At 42.5% G+C, this 25,382-nt stretch carries 28 protein-coding genes; 24 read left to right on the top strand and 4 right to left on the bottom strand.

All coding sequences use genetic code 11. The annotated features are described in order from the left end of the window. Positions 1-28 precede the first annotated feature (28 nt). From RM552_RS10210 to envZ, 9 genes are all read left to right on the top strand, one after another. Positions 29-205, top strand: coding sequence for a DUF6435 family protein (locus tag RM552_RS10210; RefSeq protein ID WP_311368732.1), 177 nt, complete (start codon positions 29-31; stop codon positions 203-205). A gap of 7 nt (positions 206-212) precedes the next feature. Beyond that, positions 213-1,094 carry a 50S ribosomal protein L11 methyltransferase gene (gene prmA / locus RM552_RS10205; RefSeq protein WP_311368731.1) on the top strand — a complete coding sequence of 294 codons (882 nt, stop codon included), beginning with the start codon at positions 213-215 and terminating at the stop codon, positions 1,092-1,094. Positions 1,095-1,191: 97 nt separating this feature from the next. Beyond that, positions 1,192-2,190 carry a tRNA dihydrouridine synthase DusB gene (gene dusB / locus RM552_RS10200; protein WP_311368730.1) on the top strand — a complete coding sequence of 333 codons (999 nt, stop codon included), beginning with the start codon at positions 1,192-1,194 and terminating at the stop codon, positions 2,188-2,190. A gap of 32 nt (positions 2,191-2,222) precedes the next feature. Continuing rightward, positions 2,223-2,516, top strand: coding sequence for a DNA-binding transcriptional regulator Fis (gene fis, locus RM552_RS10195; RefSeq protein WP_311368729.1), 294 nt, complete (start codon positions 2,223-2,225; stop codon positions 2,514-2,516). Positions 2,517-2,585: 69 nt separating this feature from the next. Beyond that, on the top strand, positions 2,586-4,160 hold the full coding sequence (gene purH / locus RM552_RS10190) for a bifunctional phosphoribosylaminoimidazolecarboxamide formyltransferase/IMP cyclohydrolase (RefSeq protein WP_311368728.1): 1,575 nt from the start codon (positions 2,586-2,588) through the stop codon (positions 4,158-4,160). 60 nt (positions 4,161-4,220) lie between these two features. Next, entirely contained in the window at positions 4,221-5,501 is a 1,281-nt protein-coding gene (gene purD / locus RM552_RS10185; protein WP_311368727.1) for a phosphoribosylamine--glycine ligase, read from the top strand. A gap of 121 nt (positions 5,502-5,622) precedes the next feature. Further along, on the top strand, positions 5,623-6,525 hold the full coding sequence (locus RM552_RS10180) for a phosphoribulokinase (RefSeq protein WP_311368726.1): 903 nt from the start codon (positions 5,623-5,625) through the stop codon (positions 6,523-6,525). Positions 6,526-6,689: 164 nt separating this feature from the next. Then, positions 6,690-7,415 carry an osmolarity response regulator transcription factor OmpR gene (gene ompR / locus RM552_RS10175; RefSeq protein WP_311368725.1) on the top strand — a complete coding sequence of 242 codons (726 nt, stop codon included), beginning with the start codon at positions 6,690-6,692 and terminating at the stop codon, positions 7,413-7,415. Continuing rightward, positions 7,396-8,760: a two-component system sensor histidine kinase EnvZ gene (gene envZ, locus RM552_RS10170; protein WP_311368724.1), complete on the top strand. Its 1,365-nt coding sequence runs from the start codon at positions 7,396-7,398 to the stop codon at positions 8,758-8,760. Before ompR ends, envZ begins: the two co-directional genes overlap by 20 nt. On the opposite strand, the gene hslO is transcribed toward envZ, so the two are convergent. Then, positions 8,757-9,638: an Hsp33 family molecular chaperone HslO gene (gene hslO / locus RM552_RS10165; RefSeq protein ID WP_311368723.1), complete on the bottom strand. Its 882-nt coding sequence runs from the start codon at positions 9,636-9,638 to the stop codon at positions 8,757-8,759. The two genes, envZ and hslO, sit on opposite strands and share 4 nt — an antisense overlap. 11 nt (positions 9,639-9,649) lie before the next feature. After that, the gene (gene hslR, locus RM552_RS10160) at positions 9,650-10,051 is read right to left on the bottom strand and encodes a ribosome-associated heat shock protein Hsp15 (protein ID WP_311368722.1); all 402 of its coding nucleotides are present in this window, start codon (positions 10,049-10,051) and stop codon (positions 9,650-9,652) included. Positions 10,052-10,367: 316 nt separating this feature from the next. On the opposite strand from hslR, the gene gspC reads away from it, so the two are divergent. The 12 genes from gspC to RM552_RS10100 are packed head-to-tail and all read left to right on the top strand — an operon-like array spanning position 10,368 to position 21,970. Then, positions 10,368-11,306 (top strand): type II secretion system protein GspC, encoded by a 939-nt coding sequence (gene gspC / locus RM552_RS10155; RefSeq protein WP_311368721.1) that lies wholly within the window; start codon positions 10,368-10,370, stop codon positions 11,304-11,306. 30 nt (positions 11,307-11,336) lie between these two features. After that, on the top strand, positions 11,337-13,391 hold the full coding sequence (gspD, locus tag RM552_RS10150; protein ID WP_311368720.1) for a type II secretion system secretin GspD: 2,055 nt from the start codon (positions 11,337-11,339) through the stop codon (positions 13,389-13,391). Then, a complete protein-coding gene (gene gspE, locus RM552_RS10145; protein WP_311368719.1) occupies positions 13,391-15,007 on the top strand; it encodes a type II secretion system ATPase GspE in 1,617 nt (538 codons plus the stop codon). The genes gspD and gspE overlap by 1 nt, the downstream gene beginning before the upstream one ends. Further along, positions 15,007-16,227 carry a type II secretion system inner membrane protein GspF gene (gspF, locus tag RM552_RS10140; protein WP_311368718.1) on the top strand — a complete coding sequence of 407 codons (1,221 nt, stop codon included), beginning with the start codon at positions 15,007-15,009 and terminating at the stop codon, positions 16,225-16,227. Before gspE ends, gspF begins: the two co-directional genes overlap by 1 nt. 42 nt (positions 16,228-16,269) lie before the next feature. Next, entirely contained in the window at positions 16,270-16,722 is a 453-nt protein-coding gene (gspG, locus tag RM552_RS10135) for a type II secretion system major pseudopilin GspG (protein WP_311368717.1), read from the top strand. Positions 16,723-16,730: 8 nt separating this feature from the next. Continuing rightward, positions 16,731-17,348 carry a type II secretion system minor pseudopilin GspH gene (gene gspH, locus RM552_RS10130; protein ID WP_311368716.1) on the top strand — a complete coding sequence of 206 codons (618 nt, stop codon included), beginning with the start codon at positions 16,731-16,733 and terminating at the stop codon, positions 17,346-17,348. Beyond that, the gene (gene gspI, locus RM552_RS10125; RefSeq protein ID WP_311368715.1) at positions 17,348-17,737 is read left to right on the top strand and encodes a type II secretion system minor pseudopilin GspI; all 390 of its coding nucleotides are present in this window, start codon (positions 17,348-17,350) and stop codon (positions 17,735-17,737) included. The genes gspH and gspI overlap by 1 nt, the downstream gene beginning before the upstream one ends. Then, positions 17,734-18,375, top strand: coding sequence for a type II secretion system minor pseudopilin GspJ (gene gspJ / locus RM552_RS10120; RefSeq protein ID WP_311368714.1), 642 nt, complete (start codon positions 17,734-17,736; stop codon positions 18,373-18,375). The genes gspI and gspJ overlap by 4 nt, the downstream gene beginning before the upstream one ends. Further along, complete coding sequence (gspK, locus tag RM552_RS10115) at positions 18,375-19,499, top strand: type II secretion system minor pseudopilin GspK (protein WP_311368713.1); 1,125 nt, start codon at positions 18,375-18,377, stop codon at positions 19,497-19,499. The genes gspJ and gspK overlap by 1 nt, the downstream gene beginning before the upstream one ends. Next, positions 19,500-20,726, top strand: a complete 1,227-nt coding sequence (gspL, locus tag RM552_RS10110) for a type II secretion system protein GspL (RefSeq protein WP_311368712.1) — start codon at positions 19,500-19,502, stop codon at positions 20,724-20,726. 10 nt (positions 20,727-20,736) lie between these two features. Beyond that, entirely contained in the window at positions 20,737-21,213 is a 477-nt protein-coding gene (locus tag RM552_RS10105) for a type II secretion system protein M (protein ID WP_311368711.1), read from the top strand. A gap of 1 nt (position 21,214) precedes the next feature. Next, positions 21,215-21,970, top strand: coding sequence for a type II secretion system protein N (locus RM552_RS10100; protein ID WP_311368710.1), 756 nt, complete (start codon positions 21,215-21,217; stop codon positions 21,968-21,970). Between the two features lie 31 nt (positions 21,971-22,001). Here RM552_RS10100 and yjjX read toward each other — a convergent pair whose 3' ends face one another. Together yjjX and yrfG are read right to left on the bottom strand one after the other, a co-directional pair. Next, the gene (yjjX, locus tag RM552_RS10095) at positions 22,002-22,526 is read right to left on the bottom strand and encodes an inosine/xanthosine triphosphatase (RefSeq protein WP_311368709.1); all 525 of its coding nucleotides are present in this window, start codon (positions 22,524-22,526) and stop codon (positions 22,002-22,004) included. After that, positions 22,527-23,222 (bottom strand): GMP/IMP nucleotidase, encoded by a 696-nt coding sequence (gene yrfG / locus RM552_RS10090; protein ID WP_311368708.1) that lies wholly within the window; start codon positions 23,220-23,222, stop codon positions 22,527-22,529. Between the two features lie 57 nt (positions 23,223-23,279). On the opposite strand from yrfG, the gene nudE reads away from it, so the two are divergent. Genes nudE through RM552_RS10075 form a run of 3 tightly spaced genes read left to right on the top strand, consistent with a single transcriptional unit; the run spans position 23,280 to position 25,338 of the window. After that, the gene (gene nudE, locus RM552_RS10085; protein ID WP_311368707.1) at positions 23,280-23,843 is read left to right on the top strand and encodes an ADP compounds hydrolase NudE; all 564 of its coding nucleotides are present in this window, start codon (positions 23,280-23,282) and stop codon (positions 23,841-23,843) included. Continuing rightward, positions 23,840-24,661, top strand: coding sequence for a 3'(2'),5'-bisphosphate nucleotidase CysQ (gene cysQ, locus RM552_RS10080; RefSeq protein WP_311368706.1), 822 nt, complete (start codon positions 23,840-23,842; stop codon positions 24,659-24,661). The genes nudE and cysQ overlap by 4 nt, the downstream gene beginning before the upstream one ends. A 53-nt stretch (positions 24,662-24,714) precedes the next feature. Next, positions 24,715-25,338, top strand: a complete 624-nt coding sequence (locus RM552_RS10075) for a YceI family protein (protein WP_311368705.1) — start codon at positions 24,715-24,717, stop codon at positions 25,336-25,338. The last annotated feature ends 44 nt before the right edge of the window (positions 25,339-25,382 follow it).

Genomic DNA, 25,382 nt, shown 5'->3' with positions numbered 1-25,382 from the left:
AATAGAATACAAACTCAAAGAGAAAACTATGTTCGGCTTATTTAAATCAAACCCTAGCAAAAAACTCAGAAAAACTTATGATATAAAACTTGAACAGGCTATGCTTGCGCAACGTAAAGGCGATATCAAAACTTATTCAATGTTAACTGCCGAGGCAGAAGGAATTTGGAAAGAAATTGAAGCCTTAGAATCACAACAAAAGTAAAAAATAAATGGCGTGGCAACAAATAAAAATAAGCCTCAAAGGGGCATATGCTGAAACTATAAGCGATATTCTTGAAACACATGGTGCCCAAGCGGTGACCTTTGTCGACGCCAAAGATACTCCCGTTTACGAACCTAAACCTGGCGAAGTATTGTTGTGGCCCGATACTCAGGTAATTGGCTTATACGACGCGAGTGAAGATCTCATTGCCCTTAAAGAGCAAATAATTCAAGCAATGGCAGGTCATAGCGATTGCTTTGTTGAGTTTGATCAACTCGAAGAAAAAAACTGGGAACGCGAGTGGATGAAAGACTTCCATCCCATGCAATTTGGTGACCGCTTATGGATATGCCCAAGTTGGCAAACACCCCCCGACCCAAACGCTGTCAATATTAAACTAGACCCTGGCCTTGCATTTGGTACAGGCACTCACCCTACCACATCCTTATGTTTGCAATGGCTAGACGCTACCGACTTAGCTGGGAAAACTGTGGTGGATTTCGGGTGTGGGTCTGGTGTACTGTCATTAGCGGCTTTAATGCTCGGCGCCAGTAAGGTGATTGGTATCGATATTGATCCACAAGCGCTTATTGCTAGCAAAGACAATGCACAGCGCAATGGGGTCGACGACAGACTCTCACTTTATTTAACTGAGCACCAACCCTCAATACAAGCCGACGTAGTATTGGCAAATATTTTAGCAGCACCCTTAAAGTCTTTGTCGAATACTATCTCTGACTTTTGTCGACCCGGCGGTAAATTGCTGATGTCTGGTATCTTGTTAGAACAGCAAAAAGCTGTAGAAGCGCATTACTCCGATAGTTTTGTTTTTGCGGCGCCTGCGATAGAAGGTGAGTGGCTGCGTCTAAACGCCGTTAAAAATTCCTAAGTCAAGCATATTTTTGTCAAATTGATTAAAAAATAGCCTTTAAAAAGCCTGCAAAAACGATTAACATACGCGCCCAATTTGAGGGTTGCCTTAGCATATGCAAATAGGTCCGTATAAACTGCGAAATAATCTTATTCTAGCGCCAATGGCGGGGGTCACAGACAGACCTTTCCGACGTTTGTGCATGAAAATGGGTGCTGGATTGGTGGTTTCTGAAATGCTCTCGTCTAATCCGAGAGTATGGAACACTGAAAAATCCCTAGCGCGCATGAATCATGATGGTGAAGTGGGTATTAGGTCAGTACAAATCGCTGGAAGCGAACCTATATTAATGGCACAAGCGGCACAATTTAATGTAGAACGCGGGGCACAAATTGTTGATATCAACATGGGTTGCCCAGCAAAAAAGGTGAATAAGAAATTGGCGGGGTCTGCTCTGTTACAGCAACCTAAACTAGTAGAAGAAATTTTATTAGCGGTGGTAGATGCAGTAAAAGTACCTGTAACCCTGAAAATTCGTACTGGCTGGGATCAAGAAAATAAAAACGGCGTTGAAATAGCCAAAATTGCTGAAGGTAGCGGCATTAAATCGTTGGCTGTACATGGAAGAACAAAAGCCTGCATGTTTAAAGGTAATGCAGAATACGACACCATTAAAGCAATTAAACAGTCGGTAAATATTCCCATTGTAGCAAATGGAGATGTGGTTAGCGCAGAGCAAGCAAAACAGGTTCTCGACTATACCGGTGCCGATGGGTTAATGATTGGCCGAGCTGCACAAGGTAAACCTTGGATTTTTAAGCAAATTGCAGCTTATTTAGAAAGTGGTGCGCAGGTACCCAACCCAAGTTTTGAGGAACTTGCTCAAATTTCTGTTGATCATGTGCGTGAAATTCATCAGTTATATGGGGTGAAAAAAGGGTCTCAAATAGCAAGAAAACACGTCGGATGGTATATCGCTTCGTACGATCCAAATCGTGAATTTAGGCGTTCCTTTAATGCAATCGAAGACGCCGAAGAACAATTAGAAGCATTAACATACTATTTTTCATCGTTACACAGCAATGCCCTTAGCAGCAATTGCGATGTAGCCTAATTTAGACTAATAAAAGAGAGCTGTCACATACAATGTTCGATCAAAACCTTACTTCTCCGTTTACTACGACGGTCACAACACCTACCCAAACACAAGCCCAAAAACCTTTACGTTCTTCGGTTAAACAGGCTGTCAATAAGTACTTAAAAGAATTGAATAACCAAGATATAGACAACTTGTATGAACTCGTTCTTGCTGAAATAGAAGCGCCTTTGCTAGAAGAAGTAATGACTTATACACGCGGCAACCAAACCAGAGCAGCAAATCTAATGGGCATCAACCGTGGCACATTGCGTAAAAAGCTTAAGCAATGCGGTTTAGGCTAAGCATAAAAATCCATAAAGAGCGTCTGTTTGCGCTCTTTTTTTTATCAAAATTCCAGATAAGAGCACCACATGCAAAACACTAGCAAAATATCACGGGCACTATTGAGCGTATCAGACAAAACAGGCATTGTTGAGTTCGCAAAAACCCTTCACGACATGGGCGTAGAAATCCTTTCTACCGGCGGCACAGCGTTTTTATTACGACAAGAAAATATTGACGTAAAAGATGTGAGCGAACATACCGGGCACCCAGAAATTATGGACGGGCGTGTTAAAACACTCCATCCTAAAATACATGGTGGTATTTTGGGACGACGCGATGTAGACGCAAACACCATGTCTAAGCATGAAATTACCCCTATTGATATTGTAGTTGTTAATCTTTATCCCTTTGCCGCAACCGTTGCAAACCCAGACTGTACTTTTGAAGATGCCATAGAAAACATCGATATAGGCGGGCCAGCGATGGTTCGTGCATCCGCTAAAAATCATAAAGACGTGACCATTTTGGTTGACCCAAATGACTATGCCGAGGTGCTGGAGCAAATAAAGAGTACTAATAGTGTATCTGATGCAACACGCTTTTCTCTTGCAGTAAAAGCCTTTGAACACACTGCTCGTTACGATGGAATGGTCGCTAATTATTTTGGTGGCTTAGTAGAAGATAAAAATTCCCCTCTTGAGTTTCCTCGCACTTACAGTATGCAAATGCTGAAAAAACAGGACTTACGTTACGGCGAAAACAGCCATCAAAATGCAGCGTTTTATGTTGAACACAATATCGAAGAAGCATCAGTTTCTACCGCAACACAACTACAAGGAAAAGCACTTTCCTTTAACAATATTGCCGATACCGATGCTGCTTTGGAATGCGTTAAAGAATTTGATCAACCTGCATGTGTTATAGTCAAACATGCTAATCCATGTGGTGTAGCAGTTTGCTCAAACATTGAAAGTGCATATCAAAAAGCATTTAAAACCGATCCAACGTCAGCCTTTGGTGGCATTATTGCTTTTAATAAAGCACTCGATGCGGCAACAGCCAAAGCGATTATTGCTCAACAGTTTGTTGAAGTGATTATTGCTCCAAGTGTTAATGATGATGCCCAAGAAATACTTGCTGCTAAAGCTAATGTTCGCGTATTGGCATGCGGCGATTGGCATGGTCAATTAACCCAAGAAAAAACCTTAAAACGGGTTAATGGCGGTTTGTTAGTGCAAGACCGTGATTTTGGCATGGTCGAGCTGGACGATTTAAAAGTTGTTACAAAATTGGCGCCGAGCGAAGCGCAATTAAGTGATCTATTGTTTACTTGGAAAGTGGCTAAATACGTTAAATCCAATGCCATCGTTTATGCATCATCTCAAGCCACGGTAGGTGTGGGCGCGGGCCAAATGAGCAGAGTATATTCAGCCAAAATAGCCGGTATAAAAGCAGCTGACGAAGGCTTAGAAGTAGCAGGATGTGTGATGGCGTCAGATGCGTTTTTTCCGTTCAGAGACGGCATTGATGCTGCAGCTGAAGCCGGTATAGCCGCTATTATCCAACCAGGTGGCTCAATGCGCGACCAAGAAGTCATTGATGCAGCCAATGAACATGGCATTGCCATGGTGTTCACAGGTATGCGCCATTTTAATCATTAGAAACAACTAATTTTTGCATAATAAGTCTTTTATAAAAACGAGTATCAAGCGAGAACAAAAATGAAAGTATTAGTCATTGGTGGCGGTGGCAGAGAGCATGCATTGGCATACAAAGCAGCGCAATCTGAGCAAGTCGAGCATGTGTTTGTGGCGCCGGGTAATGCAGGTACCCAAACAGAAAATAACATGAGTAATGTTGATATTGCTGCAGACGACATTGACAATCTTTTAGCTTTTGCAAAAGAGAATAGTATTGGTCTTACCATTGTAGGTCCAGAACAACCGCTAGTGCTCGGAGTAGTCGACATCTTCGAAGCAAATGGCCTTAATATTTTTGGCCCTTCAAAAGCCGCAGCGCAATTAGAAGGCTCAAAATCCTTCAGTAAAGATTTTTTGGCTAAACATAATATTCCAACTGCTGAATACGCCACGTTTGAAGAGATTGACCAAGCGATTGCTTATGTTAAAAAGCAAGGTGCACCCATTGTTATAAAAGCCGATGGACTTGCCGCTGGGAAAGGCGTCATTGTTGCCATGACCGAACAAGAAGCCATCGACGCAATTAATGACATGCTTGCCGACAATAAATTTGGCGACGCGGGTAGTCGCGTAGTCATTGAAGAATTTTTAGAAGGCGAAGAAGCCAGTTTTATTGTGATGGTTGACGGCAAAAATGTTGCTGCATTTGCTACCAGTCAAGATCATAAACGTGCATATAATGAAGACAAAGGACCTAATACCGGTGGCATGGGGGCGTACTCACCAGCACCAGTTGTAAGCGATGAAGTCCACAAAAAAATTATGGCTGAAGTTATAATGCCAACGGTGAATGGCATGCTTAGTGATGGAGTTCCTTACAAAGGCTTTTTATATGCTGGGCTGATGATAGACCAGCAAGGCCAGCCCAAGGTTATCGAGTTTAACTGCCGTTTTGGTGACCCCGAAACCCAGCCTATTATGTTGCGCTTAAAAACAGATATTGTCGATTTATGTGTAAAAGCATGTGAAGGTAAACTTGCAGGTACCCATATTGAGTTTGACCCTCGTCCTGCTATTGGTGTGGTTATGGCGGCTGGTGGTTATCCTGAAGCCTATGCCAAAGGTAAAGTCATTAGCGGATTAGACAAAATCTATCCCAACACCAAAGTATTTCATGCTGGCACTAAGCAAGCTGACAATAAGGTAATTACAAATGGCGGTAGAGTGCTGTGTGTAACCAGTTTAGGCGATTCAATTTCTTCTGCTAAAGATACCGCCTACGCTGCGCTTGCGCAGATTCACTGGGACGAGGTTTTCTTCAGAACAGACATCGCTTACCGTGCAATTAAACGCGAAAATTAAGCCTTTTTGTTTGTATTGATGGGGTATTTTTTACCCCGTCGCGCTCGCTTAATTTCGAAAAGAACTTGACGCCCCGCCCGTCCATGCATAAAAATGGGGTATACAATTCAAGAAAATTATCATGTCTATTAAACATCCAATTATTGCCATAACCGGTTCGTCTGGCGCTGGCACGACCACAACAACCAATGCTATTAGGCACATTTTCAGAAATCTGGACATTAATGCAGCCTCTGTTGGCGGCGATAGTTTTCATCGTTTTACCCGCCCAGAAATGGAAGTCGAAATTCGTAAAGCCCAAGAGCAAGGTAAACATATTAGTTATTTCGGTCCAAAGGCGAATGACTTTGAATTGCTGGAGCAATTATTCACTCAATACAGCGAAGTAGGTAAGGGGCAATTTCGGCAATATTTGCATACTTTTGATGAAGCCGTACCCTTTAATCAAATGCCAGGGACTTTTACACCTTGGCAAGATTTACCCGAAAAAACCGACCTACTCTTTTATGAAGGCTTGCATGGTGGTGTAAAAACCGACGATTGTGACGTCGCGTCGTATGTTGATTTACTTGTAGGCATGGTGCCTATAGTAAACCTAGAATGGATTCAGAAAATTGTACGTGATACTTCAGACAGGGGTCACTCTCGAGATGCGGTAATGAGCAGCATTGTACGAAGTCTTGATGACTATTTTCATTTTATTACACCGCAGTTTTCGCGAACTCATATCAATTTTCAACGAGTCCCTACAGTTGACACATCTAACCCCTTTAGTGCGCGCGAGATACCGTCGCAAGATGAGTCCTTTGTGGTTGTTCGCTTTCGACGAGATATGACTAAAATGGATTTTCCATTTTTACTCAAAATGATTGATGGCTCCTTTATGTCAAGAGTGAATACATTAGTGGTACCTGGCGGTAAGATGGGGCTTGCGATGGAATTGATCCTTACACCTCTTATTGATGAACTGATGGAAAAGAAACGAAGAGCCGGTGTGCAAGTTGACTGGGTGGCAGACGACTAGCCAAATAGCTAGTCAAGTAGCCTTTAAGTAAATATATAGGCAGTTGAAACAATATGAAACATAAGCGTTGTTGGCTTATGCGTGAGTTTTCGTTATATTTTAAGCATAGGTGTTGATTCGGCAAGTCAATTCAAACATAGGCACGTTTTAATGGGTCAAGAATAATGGGTCAAGAAACAACTAAAATTCTGGTAGTCGACGATGACATGAGACTTCGTTCTCTATTAGAGCGTTACTTACTTGAACAAGGTTATCAAGTTCGCAGTGCGGCCAATGGCGAACAAATGGATAGGCTACTAGAACGCGAAAATTTCCATTTAATGGTGCTTGACCTTATGCTGCCTGACGAAGACGGCTTATCAATTTGTCGGCGTCTTAGACAACAAGAAAACGAAATTCCTATCATTATGCTTACGGCAAAGGGTGACGAAGTTGACCGTATTATTGGCCTTGAAATGGGTGCTGATGATTACTTGCCTAAGCCTTTTAATCCACGTGAACTCTTAGCGAGAGCGAAAGCTGTATTGAGGCGAAAAACCAATGAAGCTCCTGGTGCCCCCTCGCAATCAGAACAACTGGTTACATTTGGTCCTTTTAAACTTAATCTGGGTACCCGAGAAATGAGTGAAGATGGCAAACCCATGACCTTAACCAGTGGTGAGTTTGCAGTACTTAAGTCATTAGTCCAACATCCAAGGGAGCCCCTCTCACGCGACAAACTTATGAACTTGGCCAGAGGCAGAGACTACAGTGCCTTAGAAAGAAGTATCGACGTACAAGTGTCACGTTTGCGTCGCATGCTAGAGCAAGACCCTGCCAACCCGCGGTATATACAAACCGTATGGGGACTAGGCTACGTATTTGTGCCTGATGGCCAAACCAGCGTTTAGCCAACTTTTTACACGGTTCATCCCCAGCAGCACCTTCGCGCAAACGGCGCTGTTAATTGGCGGCTTATTATTTATTAATCAATTAGTGTCTTACCTGTCGGTGACCCATTACTTCATTAGTCCCAGCTATAAGCAAATCAATAAACTCATATCAAACCAAATAAACACCTTTTTTGTTCATGATATTAATGACTTGACTGAGGAGCAAAAGTGGAAATTAAGACAAACCACGGGCATGCGTTTTCATGATGAAGTTTCAGCCCTGCACGCAGGCTTAGGAAACGCAACTTATTACGATTTTATGTCTCAGCAAGTCAGTGAACAATTACAGGCATTTACCGAAATAAGAATTAAATCGGGCGAAGACTACGTGGTGTGGATAAAACCACCTCAAAATACTGATATATGGATTTCGATTCCTTTAGCAGGCGCAAATGAAAAATCACTGTCTCCACTTACCATGTATTTTATAGTGATTGGTGCCTTGAGTGTGACAGGTGGTTGGCTATTTGTAAGGCGGCTAAATAGGCCCCTGCAGGCATTGCAAACCGCAGCCAGAAAAGTAGGTAAAGGACATTTTCCCGAACCACTGCCGCTCGTAGGCAGTACCGAAGTAGTTGCTGTAACCGAGGCTTTTAATAAGATGTCGCAAGGCATTAAACAACTTGAGAGTGACCGGATAATCATGACTGCCGGTATTTCTCATGATTTACGCACCCCACTCACCCGAATTAGACTTGCCAGCGAGATGCTGCCGCAAGAACAAGAATGGGTCAAAGACGGGATTGACCACGATATCGGTGATTTAAATTCTATCATTGATCAATTTATTGATTACGCCCGACAAGATCAACAAGAAGCAATGGAAACTGCCAATTTAAACGACCTTATCAGTGAATCAGTAGATGCCCGAAGCATTGAAGCCAATCACAATATAGAGCTCGACTTAAAACCATTACCTCCAATTAAATTGAGAATAATTGGTATAAAACGAGTTATCGAAAATTTGATCGAAAACGCATTCCGATATGGTAGCGATAAGATCAAAATTAAATCTGGACTAGTTGAAAACAATAAATATATATTTTGCGCCATTCGTGACTTTGGCGACGGCATAGACGAAAGCAAGTTAGACGACCTTTTCACACCTTTTATGCAGGGCGATGCTGCGCGTGGGAGCTCAGGGTCTGGATTAGGTTTAGCCATAGTGAAGCGTATTATTGAAAGCCATGGTGGCAAAATGCAGTTCAAAAATCATCCTGATGGCGGCTTAAACGCAGGTTTCGCACTACCAATAATGGCTAGTGATAGAATCATCTTGGCTGCGAAAAGCAAAAATCGCTAAGCTTGCCCTACATCAAAGTTCTGGCCATGAATGTTTTCTACGTCAATTTTGTCAAAACTATACTTGGCGAGACAAAATTGGCAATCCATTTGTATTTCGCCGTCTTGTTCGATGATAGAAAGTAGCTCCTCCTTACTCACATTTTTCAAGGCATTTGCGCTGCGCTCCTTTGAACAATCACAATGAAAAATCACTATTTGAGGTTCAAACATTCTGATGTCGTCTTCGTGATATAAACGTTTCACAATATCTTGATGCGGCAAATTTAAGACTTCTTGTTGTGAAAGCGTTTCAGCCATAATACTGACATGTTCAAAGTCTGGTGTTTTAACCACGTTGCTTGTTTCACTGGTAGTAGGCACAATTTGCAAAAGCATGCCACCAGCTTTTGCTTGATCAGTGACATCAGCAAACAACATAACTTTCGTCAGCAGTTGTTCTGATTGTAAAAAGTAGTCCTCTAAACATTCTGCTAAGTTTTCTTTGTCTAAAGCAACAACTCCTTGATAGCGCTGACCTTTCAAAGGGCTTAGAGTAATCGCTAAATAACCTTTTTCGAACCACTGAGAAAAGGTGTCAGGGAATTCATTAACACTTTCATCCCAACGCGCTACACCCCTCAATTTTTGCTCATGCGTGCCGGTAATAACCGCATATTTGATCAGGCCTTCACTTTGAATTTGCAGGCCTATCTCGCCTTCAAACTTGAGTGTTGCGCATAGCAAGCTAGTGGCTGCCATTAATTCGCCTAAAAGTTTTTGCACCGCAACTGGATACTCTGTTCCCCGCAGCGTCTCTTGAAAGCTCTTTTCTAAAGTGACTAATTCGCCTCTGATAGGCCTGTTTGCAAACAAAAATCTGTTGAGTGTATCTGTCATGTTGTATGGGTCTACTTTTGCTTAAATTGTATAATTTGACGCCGCTGCTTTTTGTCCGGTCGCGAATCTGGCCGAGGGCTATGAAAAGCACTTAGCTTGCGTGCCTGTTGATTCTTTTCTCTTTGCTCAGCACTCTCTTGCGTTTCTGTATAAAGTGTCTGAGCAATCTGTGCACCCTGCCGCTTATCCAATATGGCGTTTACAATGACTATTTTTTCATCGTAGCCTGTTGGAATCTTTATCTGCGCACCTACTTCAACCGCTTTACTCGGCTTGCACTGTTGTCCGTTATACTTAATTTTGCCACTTTGGACCGCAGACCGAGCTAAAGATCGTGTTTTAAAAAACCTTGCAGCCCAAAGCCACTTGTCGATTCGAACCGGTTCTGTTGATGCAATTTTTTGTGGTTTCATGCTTAGTAGTTTAACAGATTACAAAACATTTCATATAATCTTGCCAAAATCTAAAGTACACAAATGATTCAATTGGAGATGAATCATTACGCCGAAAAAAGTGCAGTGCCACTATCATAAATAGGCTTGGTGTCGATAACACACCACGGCAATACCGAAGCAAAGTGAATCTGGCAACAAAAAGTTGCACTTATTCCATTTTAGACAGTCTATATATGTAACTTTTTAACTAAGTTTTCGTCACAACGGTTGTAGCTAGCACGCGTACTAGCTATCATTGACCTTTATGAGCCAACAAAACATCAAATTTAATTGAATGAGCACTTTAACGCTTTCTACAGTCACTGATTTTTATCATCGCCACGAGAACAAATTAATATTTGTCATTGTGTTATTGTTGAGCCTGTATTTAGTTGCTTTTGCTGCAAAAATGACCTGGCAATTAATGCCGCAAAAAGAACAAACTTCACAAAACGCAATGCTAGTGCAGAATGCTCAGAACAATACATCACAAACTCGTACCGCCGATATTTCCAATATTCTTGCGCTTAACTTGTTTGGCGATGCAGAAGCTGTTGAGGTGGAGCCCAGCAATGAAGCAATAACCGATGTGCCTGAAACGAAGCTAAATTTGGTGCTGTCGGGTGTTGTGTTAAGTAGCGACCCAAAACTTGGTGCCGCGGTTGTGGCTTATCGAAACACACAAGGGACATATGGTGTTGGTGATAAGATTGACGGTACTAATGTTACACTTGACGAAATATATGCCGACAGAGTTATTATAAAAAACAGAGTTACACGCGAAACGTTGATGCTTGAAGGGATCGACTTTGATGAAGCCAACCGAAATAGAAACCGAGCGTTACAAAATAGTCGTCAACAATCTACGGTTGGACCAAGCCAAGAGCAAACAGTTGCCACTGAGAACCAAAAAGCCGTACAAGAAGCACGGCAAAAATTACAGCAATCGCCACAAAATTTTGCTGAACTAATATCACTGAGACCCCACCGTTCGAATGGTGAGTTTATTGGGTTTAGAGTTTCTCCCGGTCCCAAACCAGCTCTTTTCAATACGCTGGGTTTGAAAAATGGAGACGTGGCAACCGAATTAAACGGCATCGATTTAAGCGATGTCAGCAGAATACAAGAAGCCGTAGTACAACTGCGGCAAGCAGATTATTTGCAGTTAGAAATAATTCGCGATGGGGAGCCTATGTCATTAAGCATAGATATCCCAAGTGAAAACACACCCTAACTGCTCAGTAGATAAAAAGGTAAACCTTATATGATGCTGAAACAGCACAAACAAAAGTTAAAAGGATTTTTTCTTAGCCTTGCCGCCACCGGCTTTTTAGTGGCGCATAGTTTTCAAGCACTATCGCAAGGTGCGGAGTACCAGCCAAATTTCAAGAATACTGAAATCACTGAATTTATTAATATTGTTGGTAAAAATTTAAAACGCACCATCATTGTCGATCCTAACGTGCGAGGCAAAATCAGTGTCCGTAGTTATGACTTAATGACCGAAGAACAATACTACCAGTTTTTTCTGAACGTACTTCAAGTCTATGACTTTGCAGTTGTTGAAATGCCTAATGGCATATTGAAAGTAGTACGTTCGAAAGATGCCAAGTCATCTAATATTCCAGTAGTAGAGGCAACTAGTTTTAACGGCGACGAGATGATCACACGGGTCATCCCAGTATATAACGTGCCAGTGCGTGATTTGGCGCCAATACTTCGTCAATTAAACGACCAAGCAGGCGGGGGACAGGTGGTTGCTCATGACCCTTCTAATGTGATGATGGTTACAGGCCGAGCAGCGGTTGTTAATCGTTTAGCTGAAATTATAGAACGCGTGGACCAAGCCGGCGACGAAGAAGTCGAAGTGATTAAATTAAAATATGCGTCGGCATCGGAAATGGTCAGAATTGTTGAAAGCATAAATAGTAACCAGGGCAAGCAAACCGCCAACGCTCGCTCGGGCCCTCGTATAGTGGCAGATGATCGTACAAATAGCGTCATTGTAAGTGGTGATAACAAATCCCGAAAGCGCTTGATTAATTTAATTGAACGCATGGACCAAGAGTTAGAGTCTACTGGTAACACTCGTGTGATATTTCTCAACTATGCTAAAGCTGAAGACTTGGTCAAAGTGTTACAAGGGGCGAGTGCGTCTTTGCAATCTGAATCTCAAGGCAATTCTCAGCAGCGACGTTCGAACAACAATCGTGATATCAGTATTGATGCCCATGAAGATAGTAACTCATTGGTCATCACTGCCGAGCCCGACATGATGCGTTCTTTAGAGGGTATCATTAGACAACTCGATGTGCGTCGTGCACAAGTGCAAGTCGAAGCGATTATTGTTGAGGTGTTTGAAGGCGATGGCGTAACCTTAGGTGTGCAACTTGTTTCAGAAGAAGGTGGCGGTACACAATTTACCAACGGTGTTGTGGGTGTGGGTTCTTTAGGCGTTGCATTGAGAGAAGCAGAAGATAGAACTACTACCGTTACAAACTTATCGACTGATGGTACACCTGTGCAAACTACTAATGAAACCCTCGGCAACTTGACGCCACTCGCACAGCTTTTAGGCGGTGCAAATGGCCTTATCGCAGGTGTTGTGCGCAATGGCTGGGGTGCTGTGGTGCAGGCGGTAAGCACAGACACTAATTCAAACATTTTGGCTACACCGCACTTAACCACAATGGACAATGAAGAAGCCTTTTTTATTGTGGGGCAGGATGTACCCATTATCACTGGCACGAGCACAGGCTCAAACAACTCTAACCCTTTTCAAACGGTCGACCGGCAAGAAGTGGGCATTAAATTAAAAGTAACCCCGCAAATAAACGAGGGTGACGCTGTACAATTGACCATTGAGCAAGAAGTATCGAGCGTAAGTGGTGCTACCAGCGTGGACATTTCAATTAACAAACGAGAAATCAAAACCACGGTGATAGTGGACGACGGCGGCACTATAGTGTTAGGCGGCCTCATTGATGAAGATGTACAAGAAAGTGTATCGAAAGTGCCTTTGCTTGGTGACATCCCAATTATAGGGCACTTATTTAAAACCACTACAACCAGTAAACGTAAGCGTAATTTGATGGTGTTTTTACGCCCTACCATTGTTCGTGATGGCATGACCATGAACGAAATCAGTCATCGTAAATACCAGTACATTCGAGCGCAACAACTAGACCATCAATCAAAAGGTATACCGCTTATGCCAAGCGTCAGCAGTCCGAGTTTGCCGGCTTGGGATGATAAACTTACTTTACCGCCATCTTTTGAGGAATATTTGATGGATAAAAAGAAGCAGGAAGATCAGTAATGGCTAGCGGTATTGAAAACGAACACGCTGAGGTCGAAGACTTATTAAGTGATGCTGGCATCGTTGAAGTCTCAACTGAAGCTGATGCCTATTCTAATGATTCACAGAATGACGAATTTGATGCCCAAGACAGTGCAAACGGCGAGCATGAAAGTAAACAGCTACCTTTTAGTTTTGCTAAACGCTTTAGTGTATTGCTAGATACAAATACACAACCTTACGACCTTTATTATACAACAGAAACACCTATGTCGGCCTTTGCCGAAATCCGACGATTTTCCGGTGAAGGTTTTGTTCTTAAAAAAACACCTCAAGACGATTTTGAAGCGCTACTCACCGATTCATTCCAACGCGACTCGTCTGAAGCCAAACAGTTAATGGAAGACTTAGGTAACGAGAGCGACTTATTCTCACTTGCCGAAGAAATGCCCGATACTGAAGACTTGCTCGACAATGAAGACGACGCACCCATCATCAAGTTGATTAATGCTATGCTTGGTGAAGCAATTAAAGAAGGCGCTTCTGATATTCATATCGAAACCTTTGAAAATCAGCTAGTAGTGCGCTTTAGAGTTGATGGTGTATTACGCGAAATTTTGCGCCCTAATCGTAAAATGTCATCGATGCTAGTGTCACGTATTAAGGTCATGTCAAAAATGGATATTGCCGAAAAACGTGTTCCGCAAGACGGCAGAATCAGCTTAAAAATTGGTGGCCGCGCAGTTGATGTGCGAGTGTCAACCATGCCTTCAAGTCATGGTGAGCGTGTTGTATTACGTTTGCTAGATAAAAACAACGCGCGTTTGAATTTAGAAGATTTAGGCATGACCTCACATAACCGCGATTACTTCTCGGAGCTGATCAGAAAGCCTCACGGCATAATGCTGGTGACGGGCCCTACTGGCTCAGGTAAAAGTACGACCTTGTATGCCGGTTTAAGTGAAATAAACTCTAAAGACCGCAACATTTTGACCGTTGAAGACCCTATCGAGTTTGACCTAGCAGGTATTGGACAAACTCAAGTAAACCCTAAAGTCGACATGACCTTTGCGCGTGGTTTGCGTGCTATTTTACGCCAAGACCCCGACGTAGTCATGGTGGGCGAAATACGCGATTTAGAAACGGCACAAATAGCGGTACAAGCGAGTTTAACCGGTCACTTAGTACTATCAACACTGCATACAAATACTGCCGCTGGCGCCATTACTCGTCTACAAGATATGGGCATAGAGCCCTTTTTGTTATCGTCTAGTTTGCTCTCGGTGCTGTCACAGCGTTTGGTGCGAACATTATGCAACGATTGTAAAAAGCCCCATTCACCCAGCGCTGGCGAAAAAGAAATACTTAGCTTAGCACCCGACGACAATACCCAAATATTCACACCAACAGGATGCATTAGCTGTAATCATACTGGGTATAGGGGGCGAACTGGTATTCATGAACAGCTTATTGTTGACGAGAAAATTAGAGAAATGATGCACGAAGGCAAAGGCGAACAAGCTATTGAAAAATATGTTCGCAAAACAACACCTTCTATACGTCAAGACGGCTGCGATAAAGTGTTAAGCGGTATTACTGCGCTTGAAGAAGTGCTACGGGTAACCAGAGAAGAGTAATGCCAGCATTTGCATACAAGGCCCTAAACGGCAAAGGTAAAAACACCAGCGGTGTATTGGAAGGCGATAATTCTCGCCAAATACGTCAGCAGTTGCGCGATAAAAACCTAATCCCTTTAGAAGTTGAGCAAGTTGCCGAAGATAAAGCCAGCAAAAAGTCATTTAAGTCCTTTTTTAGCCCCAAAATTTCAGTTAGCGACCTCGCTTTATTAACTCGTCAATTAGCCACACTTATCGAAGCCTCTTTACCTATTGAAGAAGCCTTGTTAGCAGTGGCCGAACAATCAGAAAAACCCCGCACCAAAAACATGATGATGGCGGTGCGCAGTAAAGTGGTGGCAGGCTATGGTTTAGCCGAGGCATTAGCAGAATATCCAAAAGCCTTTGATCGCCTATACACGGCGATGGTTGCTGCAGGTGAAAAATCGGGGCATTTAGACTCGGTACTTGTCAGGCTAGCTGATTATTCAGAACGACGCCAACAGACAAAAAGCCAAACCACTCAAGCAATGGTTTACCCCATTATTATGATGACGGTAGCCTTGGCAGTAGTAGTGATGTTGCTCACGATTGTGGTGCCAAAAATAGTCGGACAATTTGACACTATGGGGCAAGAGCTGCCTACCATTACCAAAATATTGATTGCCATGAGCGAGGGCACGCAAGACTACGGCATTATTGCCGCAATAGTGTTATCTGTTGTGATACTGATATTGAGCCGTTTGTTACGAAATCCCGCTATGGAATTAAAATGGCATAAAACAATTTTAAATCTACCCTTTGTTGGCAAACTTGCTAGGGGAACTAACACGGCTCGCTTTGCTCAAACCCTGAGTATATTAACTGCAAGTTCTGTCCCTTTGCTGGAGTCAATGAAAATTGGAGGCAGAGTGCTTGAAAATAAGCACCTACAAAATTTAGTACAAACAGCGGCTGAAAGGGTCAAAGAAGGCAGTAGTTTGCGCGCAGCTTTAGACGAAACAAAAGTGTTTCCGCCTATGATGATGCACATGATTGCCTCGGGTGAGCGTTCAGGTGAATTGCAGCAAATGCTCAAACGCGCTGCAGACAATCAAGAGCGAGAGTTTGAAAGCACCGTTAGTATGTCACTTAAAATACTCGAGCCTGCCTTAATCGTTACCATGGCAGCCGTCGTATTATTTATAGTCATGGCAATTATGTTGCCAATTTTAGCATTAAATAACCTAACCGGAATTTAACGCTAACAGGTTTAATTTAAACAATAATCAAAGAGAGTTGTTATGAATGTATATGCTCAAGGTAAACAAACCAAGTCTCAAAAAGGCTTTACCTTAATCGAAATAATGGTCGTACTATTTATTATTGGCCTAATGGCAGCGGTTGTTGCGCCAGCTTTATTCGACAATACAGAAGAAGCCCGTCTGAAAAAAGCAGCCATTGATATTCAGCAATTAGAAGGTGCATTGCAGCGTTACAATTTGCGTACTAACGCTTTCCCTACCACAGAACAAGGTTTGGAAGCTCTAGTCAGCGCGCCGACCACCGGCGATATCCCTCGTTCCTACCCTGAAGGCGGGTTCATTACTCGCTTACCAAAAGATCCTTGGGATAACGACTACGTACTCTTATACCCGGGAGAAGTTGGCCGCTATGATCTTTATTCCCTTGGCCCCGATGGTCAAGAGGGCACCGACGACGACATCGGCACCTGGAATTTGAACGATTACCTGTAACTTAAATCATGTTAAAACCTGGCGTATTGCGCACACCTGAAGGCGGGTTCACCTTATTAGAAGTAATACTGGTGATGGCTATTATCGGCTTGGTTATGGCCACCGTGCAATTCACCATTTTCTCAAAAGATATAAGCAGAGAAATTGAAAAAGAAACCCAACGCTTGCAAGCCTTATTCAGTTTAGCCAGCGATTATGCCGTAATAAATCAACTAGAAATGGGCCTTCGTATTGACGACGAAGAGCAGACTTACGAATTTGTTAAACTCAGCGATGATGAAAAATGGCTCGCAATGGATGACCAAGAGCACTTTGCTTTATACCAACTACCTGAAGGCCTTAGCCTAGAACTCACATTAGAAGGTTTGTCGTGGCAAGAAGATGAAGGTTTGTTCGATAATCGCATTTTTGACGAAGAGTTAAGCGTTAGCAGCGATGGCGTGCAAATTGGCAACGAAGAAGATGAAGAACCTGACCCACCGCAAATATTTATTCTATCAAGCGGTGAAATCACACCTTTTGAATTGCGCTTAGACTACCAAGGCCAAGATTTTGATGAAGAATCTTTCTCTTTCTTATTAAAAGGGATAGATACGGTGCCCTTAGTTCGAGAGGGTCCAATCTAATGCTCACATATAATAAGCGAAACAAAGGATTTACTTTAATCGAGGTTTTGGTTGCTTTAGCTGTTATGGCCATAACTGGGGTGGCTATTCTGAAAGTCACCCAAGAACATATTATGACCCTTACCAGCGTGCAAGAGTTAAGTATTGCCAGTTGGGTCGCCAATAACCAAATGACCGAAAGCACATTAAGAGCACAAGTTAAGTGGCCGCTCAAAAATAATGACAAAGGTGAAGTAGAGATGGCTGGCAAAAAGTGGTTTTGGCAACAAACCGTGTCTAAAACACCCGACGACTCATTATTTCAACTCACTATTGTCGTAGCTACCGACGAAGAAATGAACGACCGAGTAACCGATATCAGCACCTTTATTAGCAGGCCGCTAACATGACTTGCATGGGGTGTAAGATTGACACCATAGGCATAAATAAGAAACAAACTGGCTTTACCTTTATCGAAGTTATTATTGCTATTGCTATTTTTGCCATAGTTGCCCTTGGGGCAAACGCGATATTTGTAGAAATTTTTGAGCGCAGTAAATTAGTTGATGAACGCTCACAAGAATTAGAATCCTTACAACGCACAATGCTCATTATGGAAAGGGATTTTCTGCAAATGCAAGAGCGTATTCCTCGCACCCAAGGCCTTGAAAACCAACTAGTCATCAACGGTGGTGAATTTGAACTCGACAGCGACGCCTATGCTATTGGCTTTGTGCGTGGCGGTTGGCAAAACCCACAATTACGCCTAAAGCGCAGCAACTTGCAAAATGTCGCTTATCGCGTACAAGAAAACCGTTTAGAGCGACTACACACTATATATGTAGATTCAGTTATTGGCACCGAACCCAAAGTCAGAGTACTACTTGAACAAGTCAGCGACTTTAAAATTGAGGTTTTGCAAACCGTTAAAGAGGAATTTGAATGGGAAGAAACTGTCGAAAATACGACTTTGCCGGCTGCTATTGCGGTTACCATCACAACAGAGAACTTTGGTGAAATACGGCGCGTATTTAAGGTGCGTGCCTAATGATACTGAAACACACATTTAAAAGTTCCATTGAGCAGCAGCGCGGTGTCGCTCTTATAGTGGTGTTACTAATTATGGCATTGGTAACTGTATTGGCGGTTGAAATGAGTGCCCGGCAGCAAATAAACATTGCGCGAGCGGTCAATATCAAAACCAACAATCAAGCCTATTGGTATGCCCTGGGTGCAGAAGAATTTGCTAAAAGCTCATTAGCGACCTTGAAATCTTTAACTGGCGATAATATCAATCTGAGTCAACCTTGGGCACAAGAGTTTGAGTACCCTATTGAAGGCGGCTTTATAGAAGCTAAGTTGAGCGACTTACAGGCCTGTTTTAATCTTAATGCAATTGGCTCAGAGTATACGCCTAATGCTAGTGGCGGAGGTTCTGGCGGTAACGGAGGTACCGGCAACAATGGCGCTACTGCCAACAACGGCGGTACCGGCAACAGTGGCGGCGGAAACGGAAACCCTAGTGGGGGCTCGAGTGGCACTGGTACCAAAGGCGAAGCCGCACAAAAAGCATTCGAAACATTGTTAAACAAATTCACCGAAGATACCTATCTTGCAGAAGTGATAAAAGATTCATTAATTGATTGGATAGACGAAGACGATCGGGCCGCCCAGTTAGGCGCAGAAGACGCAGATTATGAGTCTTTAGTGACACCCTATTTACCTGCCAATAATGCCATGTCACATATCTCAGAATTACGCTTAGTCAATGGCGTAGACCAAGGCGCACAAGCTGGCTGGCTAAACGATTTACAAAAAGTGGTTTGCGTGATTCCAGAAACTAACATTAAAATCAATGTAAACACCATTACGGAAGAAAGCGCCATTGTATTAGATGCTCTTTTAGGCGAAACTGCCGATATCGCCAATGGGATCATTAGCACGCGCCCAGAAGAAGGTTTTACTGAAATAGCAGAATTTTTTGAACTTAACGAAGTACAAAGTATACAGTTGAGCGCTGAGCAAAGAGATTGGTTTGATATTACTACACAATATTTTAAACTAAACACTAAAGCGAAATTTCAAGATTCGCAATTTAAGATGTCGACCGTTTTTAGAGTCAATGAAGACGGTATTACCATCATTAGCAGAGAGTTTGGAGGCGCATTTTAAATGCAGCAGTTAATAATACGCTTGGGCGCTAACGCCGCAGACCCAATACATTGGTTAGTGTATAGCAAGCAAGAACAAGAAATCATTGCTTCGGGTGTACTGCAAAATGCAGACGAGCTGAGCTCTTTGCAAGAACGCGCCAGTAGTGCAAAAATCATAGCACTTGCGCCGTCTAGTGAATTATATTTTGCCCAGGTAGCATTGCCTGAAAACGCCAGTCGAAAAGTGCTTTCAGCCATTCCATTTATGATTGAAGAAGAGTTATGTGGTGACATCAATAACTTATTTTTTGCATTGGGTGAACGACACGGTGATACTCAAGAAGTTGCCGTTATCGACAAACAAAAGTTAAATAATTGGCAACAAGCATTTGCCGACGCTAACTTGTTTTGCGATACACTTATCCCTGATGCATATTGCTTACCAAGAGAGGGCTTACCGCAAGAAGCACAAACAAAAGCGCAAACAACTACCCTACTACAATTGGGTTCAGAGCTCTTAGTAAAATCATCTAATGGCAACATTATGCAAGGTGAGGCAAGCTGGCTATTACCGCTTGTTAGTCAAGGCCACATGCAAAACAAGAGTGATTCTGAGCTAAGCTTTAACTGTTACAGCGAAATCGACAACTGGCCTAGCGATATTGAAGCAACTTACCACTTTGACCTACTTCCCATGCAACTTCTACTGGAAGGCGCTGAAGCAGCCAAGCTCAATTTGTACCAAGGCGATTTTGTGGTTAAGCACAAATCTAATGCGGCCTGGGACAAATGGAAGTTGGTCGCAACGCTAGCCGCGGTTGCACTGAGTATTAATTTAGTGTTCAAAGCGACAGAACTAAACAGTTTAAAAAGTGAACGCTCGCAACTCACCCAGCAAATTGATGCCAGTATTAAACAAAACTTTCCGTCTTTGGCTTCGGTTAGGCTGAATAAACGCAAGGCTATTCAAAATGAAGTACGACGCTTAGAGCAAGGTGGTGGAAACGCCAGTATGTTAGTGATGTTAAGTAAGTTAGGTACTGCCTTTGAAAGCTCAGGGGTAAAGCCTCGTAGTATTCGATTTGACAGCAAACGTGCCGAACTTCGTATGCAGTCGGTAGCGGCAAACTTTGAGGCGCTCGAAAAATTTTCACGCGACGTAGGCAACCTAGGCTTTGAAATAGAACAAGGCGCTTTTAATAACCAAGGTGACCAAGTTGTTGGCACCATTACGGTAAAAGGGTAGTTTGCATACAATGAATGCCTTAAAAATATGGTTTAAGCAACAAACAGAACGTGAACAAAAGCTGATAGTCATCGCTGGTATAGCGGCGGTAATCGCAATCTTTTATTTTGCAATTTGGTCACCACTAAACTCTGCAATTGAAAATGAAAAACGTGAGCTTGAAGGTCAAAAGTCAACCTTAACATGGGTTCAGCAACAAGCGAATCGCGCAGCATTATTACGCCAGTCAGGCACAGCTCCTAAATTTAATGGTTCGCTAACCCAGTTTGTGAATCAAACCACACGTAACTTAGGTATATCTGTTTCTAGGATGCAGCCGCAAGGCGAAAACCTACAAATTTGGATAGACGAAGTGCCATTTAATGGATTAATGACTTGGTTAGAAACCGTTGAAGAACGCGGTATAGTTATTGTTAGTTCTGATTTTAGCGAAGTCGATACGCAAGGCTTTGTGCAGGTTAGACGCTTAGTATTAGGAAGCTCTTAAGTTGAAAACATGGCAGTGGATAGTATTAATTCTCGTAAGCTATATCATCTTTTTAATTGCTTACATTCCGGCTTCTTTTGTTACGGGGCAAATACAAGAAAATAGTCAACAACAAATACGCTTTGTCGGCGTCTCAGGAACCTTATTTAGTGGCGCAGCCCAAGCACTAGATTATAAGGGTTTACGCGTAAACGATATAGAGTGGGAGCTGTCACCACTGTACCTGTTTATGCTTAAAGCAAAACTCAATATAGACAGCGGAAACATTCGTGATGTCGACGCTATTTCCTTAAAAGGGTCAGTTACCGCTTCTCTATTAAATACGCAAGCCCTTAGTGCGCAAAATGCGCAATTGTTTATTCCTGCTAAAACTGCTCTGTCGCAAATGCAATTGCCGGTGCCAGTAATTGCGTCTGGCCGACTACGAGTCGATGTCGAAAATTTTGAATTTGACCAAGCTTGTGTTGCCCTAAAGGGCAAAGGTTCATGGTTAAATGCTTCTATTGATTTTGAACAGCAGCAAACCAAACTTGGCCTATTTGAAGCTAATTTAAGCTGTCAATCACCAGATTTTGTTTTACAGATTCTGCCCGATAATATTTTATCATTAGATGCCAATGTCCGTTTACAACTAGACGGTAAGTTCTTCCCCGAAGGTACTTATAAAATGCCAAGTGATTTTCCACCTGCTCTAAAAGCAGGCGCTTCGTTATTTGGAGTAGAAACTAGTTCGGGCACTTATCGGATAGATTTTTGAGCAATACTCTCTCTTTTTGAAACACTAGCCATTAAAATAAGTGAGCGTTTACAAACCTGCTTAGTGCTAGTTTCGTTGCCGAAGCATAAATACTCTTACGCGTTTCGGCTTCATTTGTAAGTTGCCCTATTGCACCGCCCTTTTGTTTAATATTATGCGTATTAAATAGCGCGTCCATGGCTGTCCCCAGTTCAATACCCTTAAGTAACTGATTGTATATACCGATAGGAATTGGCAAAGTGGCCGTTTGCCCAAACACCTTATCTTCGCCATTTGATATGCATAATATCGCAAATGTCTTGGGGCCATCCTCAAAAACATCGACGCCACCTTCATAAGCAATGTAATAGTCGGCCTCAATTGCCTTTATGGCATTATCAACTCGATTCTCTGCACCTAAACGAGTTTCTTCAGAATGCATAGGTTGATCAGGCACTCCCGATGCCACATCGACTGAAACTACTTTTACTTCGGTGTTCAACATGACTTCAAAAGCTTCTTTGGCGGCATTTACTTTTACTGGATTGGCTGAGGCCACGGCTATCTTAGTAGACATTTATTTACAGGACTCAGCAGAAAAATTGTCTTCGATAATCGAAGATAGTAAATCATGATAGTTATTGGTATGCGGATGTCCCACTATTTCGTTTTCAGGCATTTGACTATCGGGATTAGTGATACCAAGGGTATAAGCTATGCCAAACTCCTTTGCTGCGTCCAATATGCGTTCACTGTCGTCAACAAAAAGCGTTGTTGCTGGATTAAAGCCGAGTTCAGCCTGCAACTGTTGCCACAAAGACTGGAACTCCTTCGATACACCAAATTGATGAGTCGAAATTAATCGGTTGATATGTTCATCGAGCTGGGTCATTTCTACTTTGAGGCTTAAGCTACCAGGATGCGCATTGGTTACTAATACCACTTCACGTTGACTCGCCTTGAGGGCATCCAAAAATGGGATGCAGTCTTCACGCATTTTAATTAAGTGCACCAGCTCACGCTTTGCCTGCATTATATCTAAGTCGAGTTTTTCGGCCCAGTAGTCGAGGCAATACCATTCCAATTGACCATACACTTCGGCATAAGCGTCTTTTATTTCTTGCTGGCATTGAGCAAAAGGTTTTCCGCTTCTGTCTGCAAGTTTCTGCGGAATATGATGCAACCAAAAACGATTATCAAAGTGCAAATCGAGTAATGTGCCGTCCATATCGAGTAAAACAGTTTCTATCTTATGCCATGGTAACAGTGCCAAGCGTTTATCCTTATGCTAAGGTTTAGGTATTGCAATAGTGTATCCTGTGAAGGCAACGTGAGTAAAACAAACAACGAAAAAAACTTACCCAAAATACATGCTCGAAAAATAGTCGCACAAAGCCGTCTTTTTAGAGTGGAGCAGATTGATTTGGAGTTCAGTAATGGCGCAAAACGCGAATTTGAGCGCATTGCTGGTAATGGCCGAGGTGGTGTAATGGTCTTGCCATTGACCCAAGATAACCACCTTTTGTTGATAAGGGAATATGCAGCGGGTCCACATTCTTATCAATTAGGTTTTCCAAAAGGTTTAATCGATCCGGGTGAAACGCCAGCAGAGGCCGGTAATAGAGAGTTACAAGAAGAAGTTGGCTTTGCGGCTGAGCAATTTGACGAACTAAAATCACTGGCAATGGCACCGACCTTTTTTAAAGCACATATGCATGTTTTTATAGCTCAAGTGTTAACCGAATCACGCTTAGATGGCGATGAACCGGAGCCGTTAGAAGTGGTTAAGTGGCCGATAGATAAAATAGATGAATTATTAGCACAACCAGACTTTACTGAAGCGCGCAGCATTGCTGCTTTATTATTGTTTGAGCGTTGGAGAAATCAAAAATGATGTCAAAATCCATCAGCGAATTACTCGAGATCGCGAAGGATGCTGCCCTTGAGGCTGGCGCAGAAATACTGCAAATATACGATAAAGGTGACTTTGAAGAGTTTGAAAAAGAAGACGACAGTCCTGTTACCTCGGCTGACTATCGTGCTAATGAAATCATTATGGAAAGATTAACAACACTCACCCCTAATATTCCTATAATGTCAGAAGAAACGGCTATCGCCCCACTTAAAGAACGATCAAATTGGACGCGTTATTGGTTAATCGATCCCATTGATGGCACCCAAGAATTTATCGCACGTTCGGGTGATTTTGCGGTAAACATAGCCTTGATTGAAAATAACCAACCGGTAATAGGTGTTATTTATTGGCCTTGCGGAGATTCTTTGTACTTTGCGAGTAAGGATCATGGGGCGTACAAACGCTGCCCAATTGAAACAAAGCCAATAAATGTAAGAGCTTTCGATGTACCTAGCGAAGATGTGATCATGATTGCGATTAGTCGTCGTCAGTCGCGTGAAAAGGTAATGTCGCGCATGAGCAATAAACGAAAGTATCAAAGTTTACCAACCGGTAGCTGTTCGTTAAAAGCCTGTTTTATTGCTGAGGGTAAAGCTGATGTGTTTATGCGGATTGGCGTTACTGGCGAATGGGACACAGGCGCTTCTGAATGCATTATTAACGAAGCAGGTGGTAAAATCAAAGCAGCAACATTTGACCCTATTTCATACAACGAACGCGAAATTGTGACAAACCCAGATTTTATCGTGATAGGTGATCAACGAGTCGATTGGAACAGTATAATTCAATACAAATAATAACCAATGCTACGCTGCTACAGCGTGACAAATTTAAAAATGAGTAAAATATTATGCGAAGCGCTTTTTCATCAATTCCTGTTTTAACACTGTTTTCCTTTAAAAAGGCCAGCGCATATTTATTATGTTTAAGCCTATTAGCGTTGAGCACTCAAGGCTTAGCAACGCACACACTCAACCAAGAAAAAAGCGCCCTAAATTTCATTTCTATTAAAAATGAGCATATTGCTGAAAGCCATACCTTTGACCGTTATAGCGGTACTTTGTCTGCAGATGGGCAACTGAGCATTAGCATCGATTTGAGCTCGGTAAATACTATCATCCCTATTCGAAATGAACGCATGCAAAAAATGTTGTTTGATGTTGCAAATTTCAGCAAAGCAACGCTAAGTGCTAAGATTGACAAAGAATTCCTCTCTTTATCGCAAGGCGAGACTGCAACAGGCTCAGTGGCGGGGACCTTAATCATTAAAGACCAAGCAGTACCAGTAAGCTTTGAGGTGTCCGTAGTGGGTCTAACAAACGGAGGCTTACGTGCTAGTACAATTAAACCGACATTGCTCAACACATCTAGCCTAGGTTTGGATGAAGGTGTCGCTGCATTGCAGGCCATCGCAAAGTTAAATAGTATTTCAAAAACCGTCCCGTTATCCTTTGATGTGGTATTTGAAAAGTAAGCACTACGATTTCAAATATGCAGAATCTAATTTAAAATCCACGA

Origin of the sequence: Glaciecola petra (assembly GCF_031846345.1) — a bacterium.
GTDB lineage: Bacteria > Pseudomonadota > Gammaproteobacteria > Enterobacterales > Alteromonadaceae > Glaciecola > Glaciecola petra.
The sequence above is the reverse complement of the archived record's forward strand: the minus strand, read 5'-3'. Positions and strand labels throughout refer to the sequence as shown.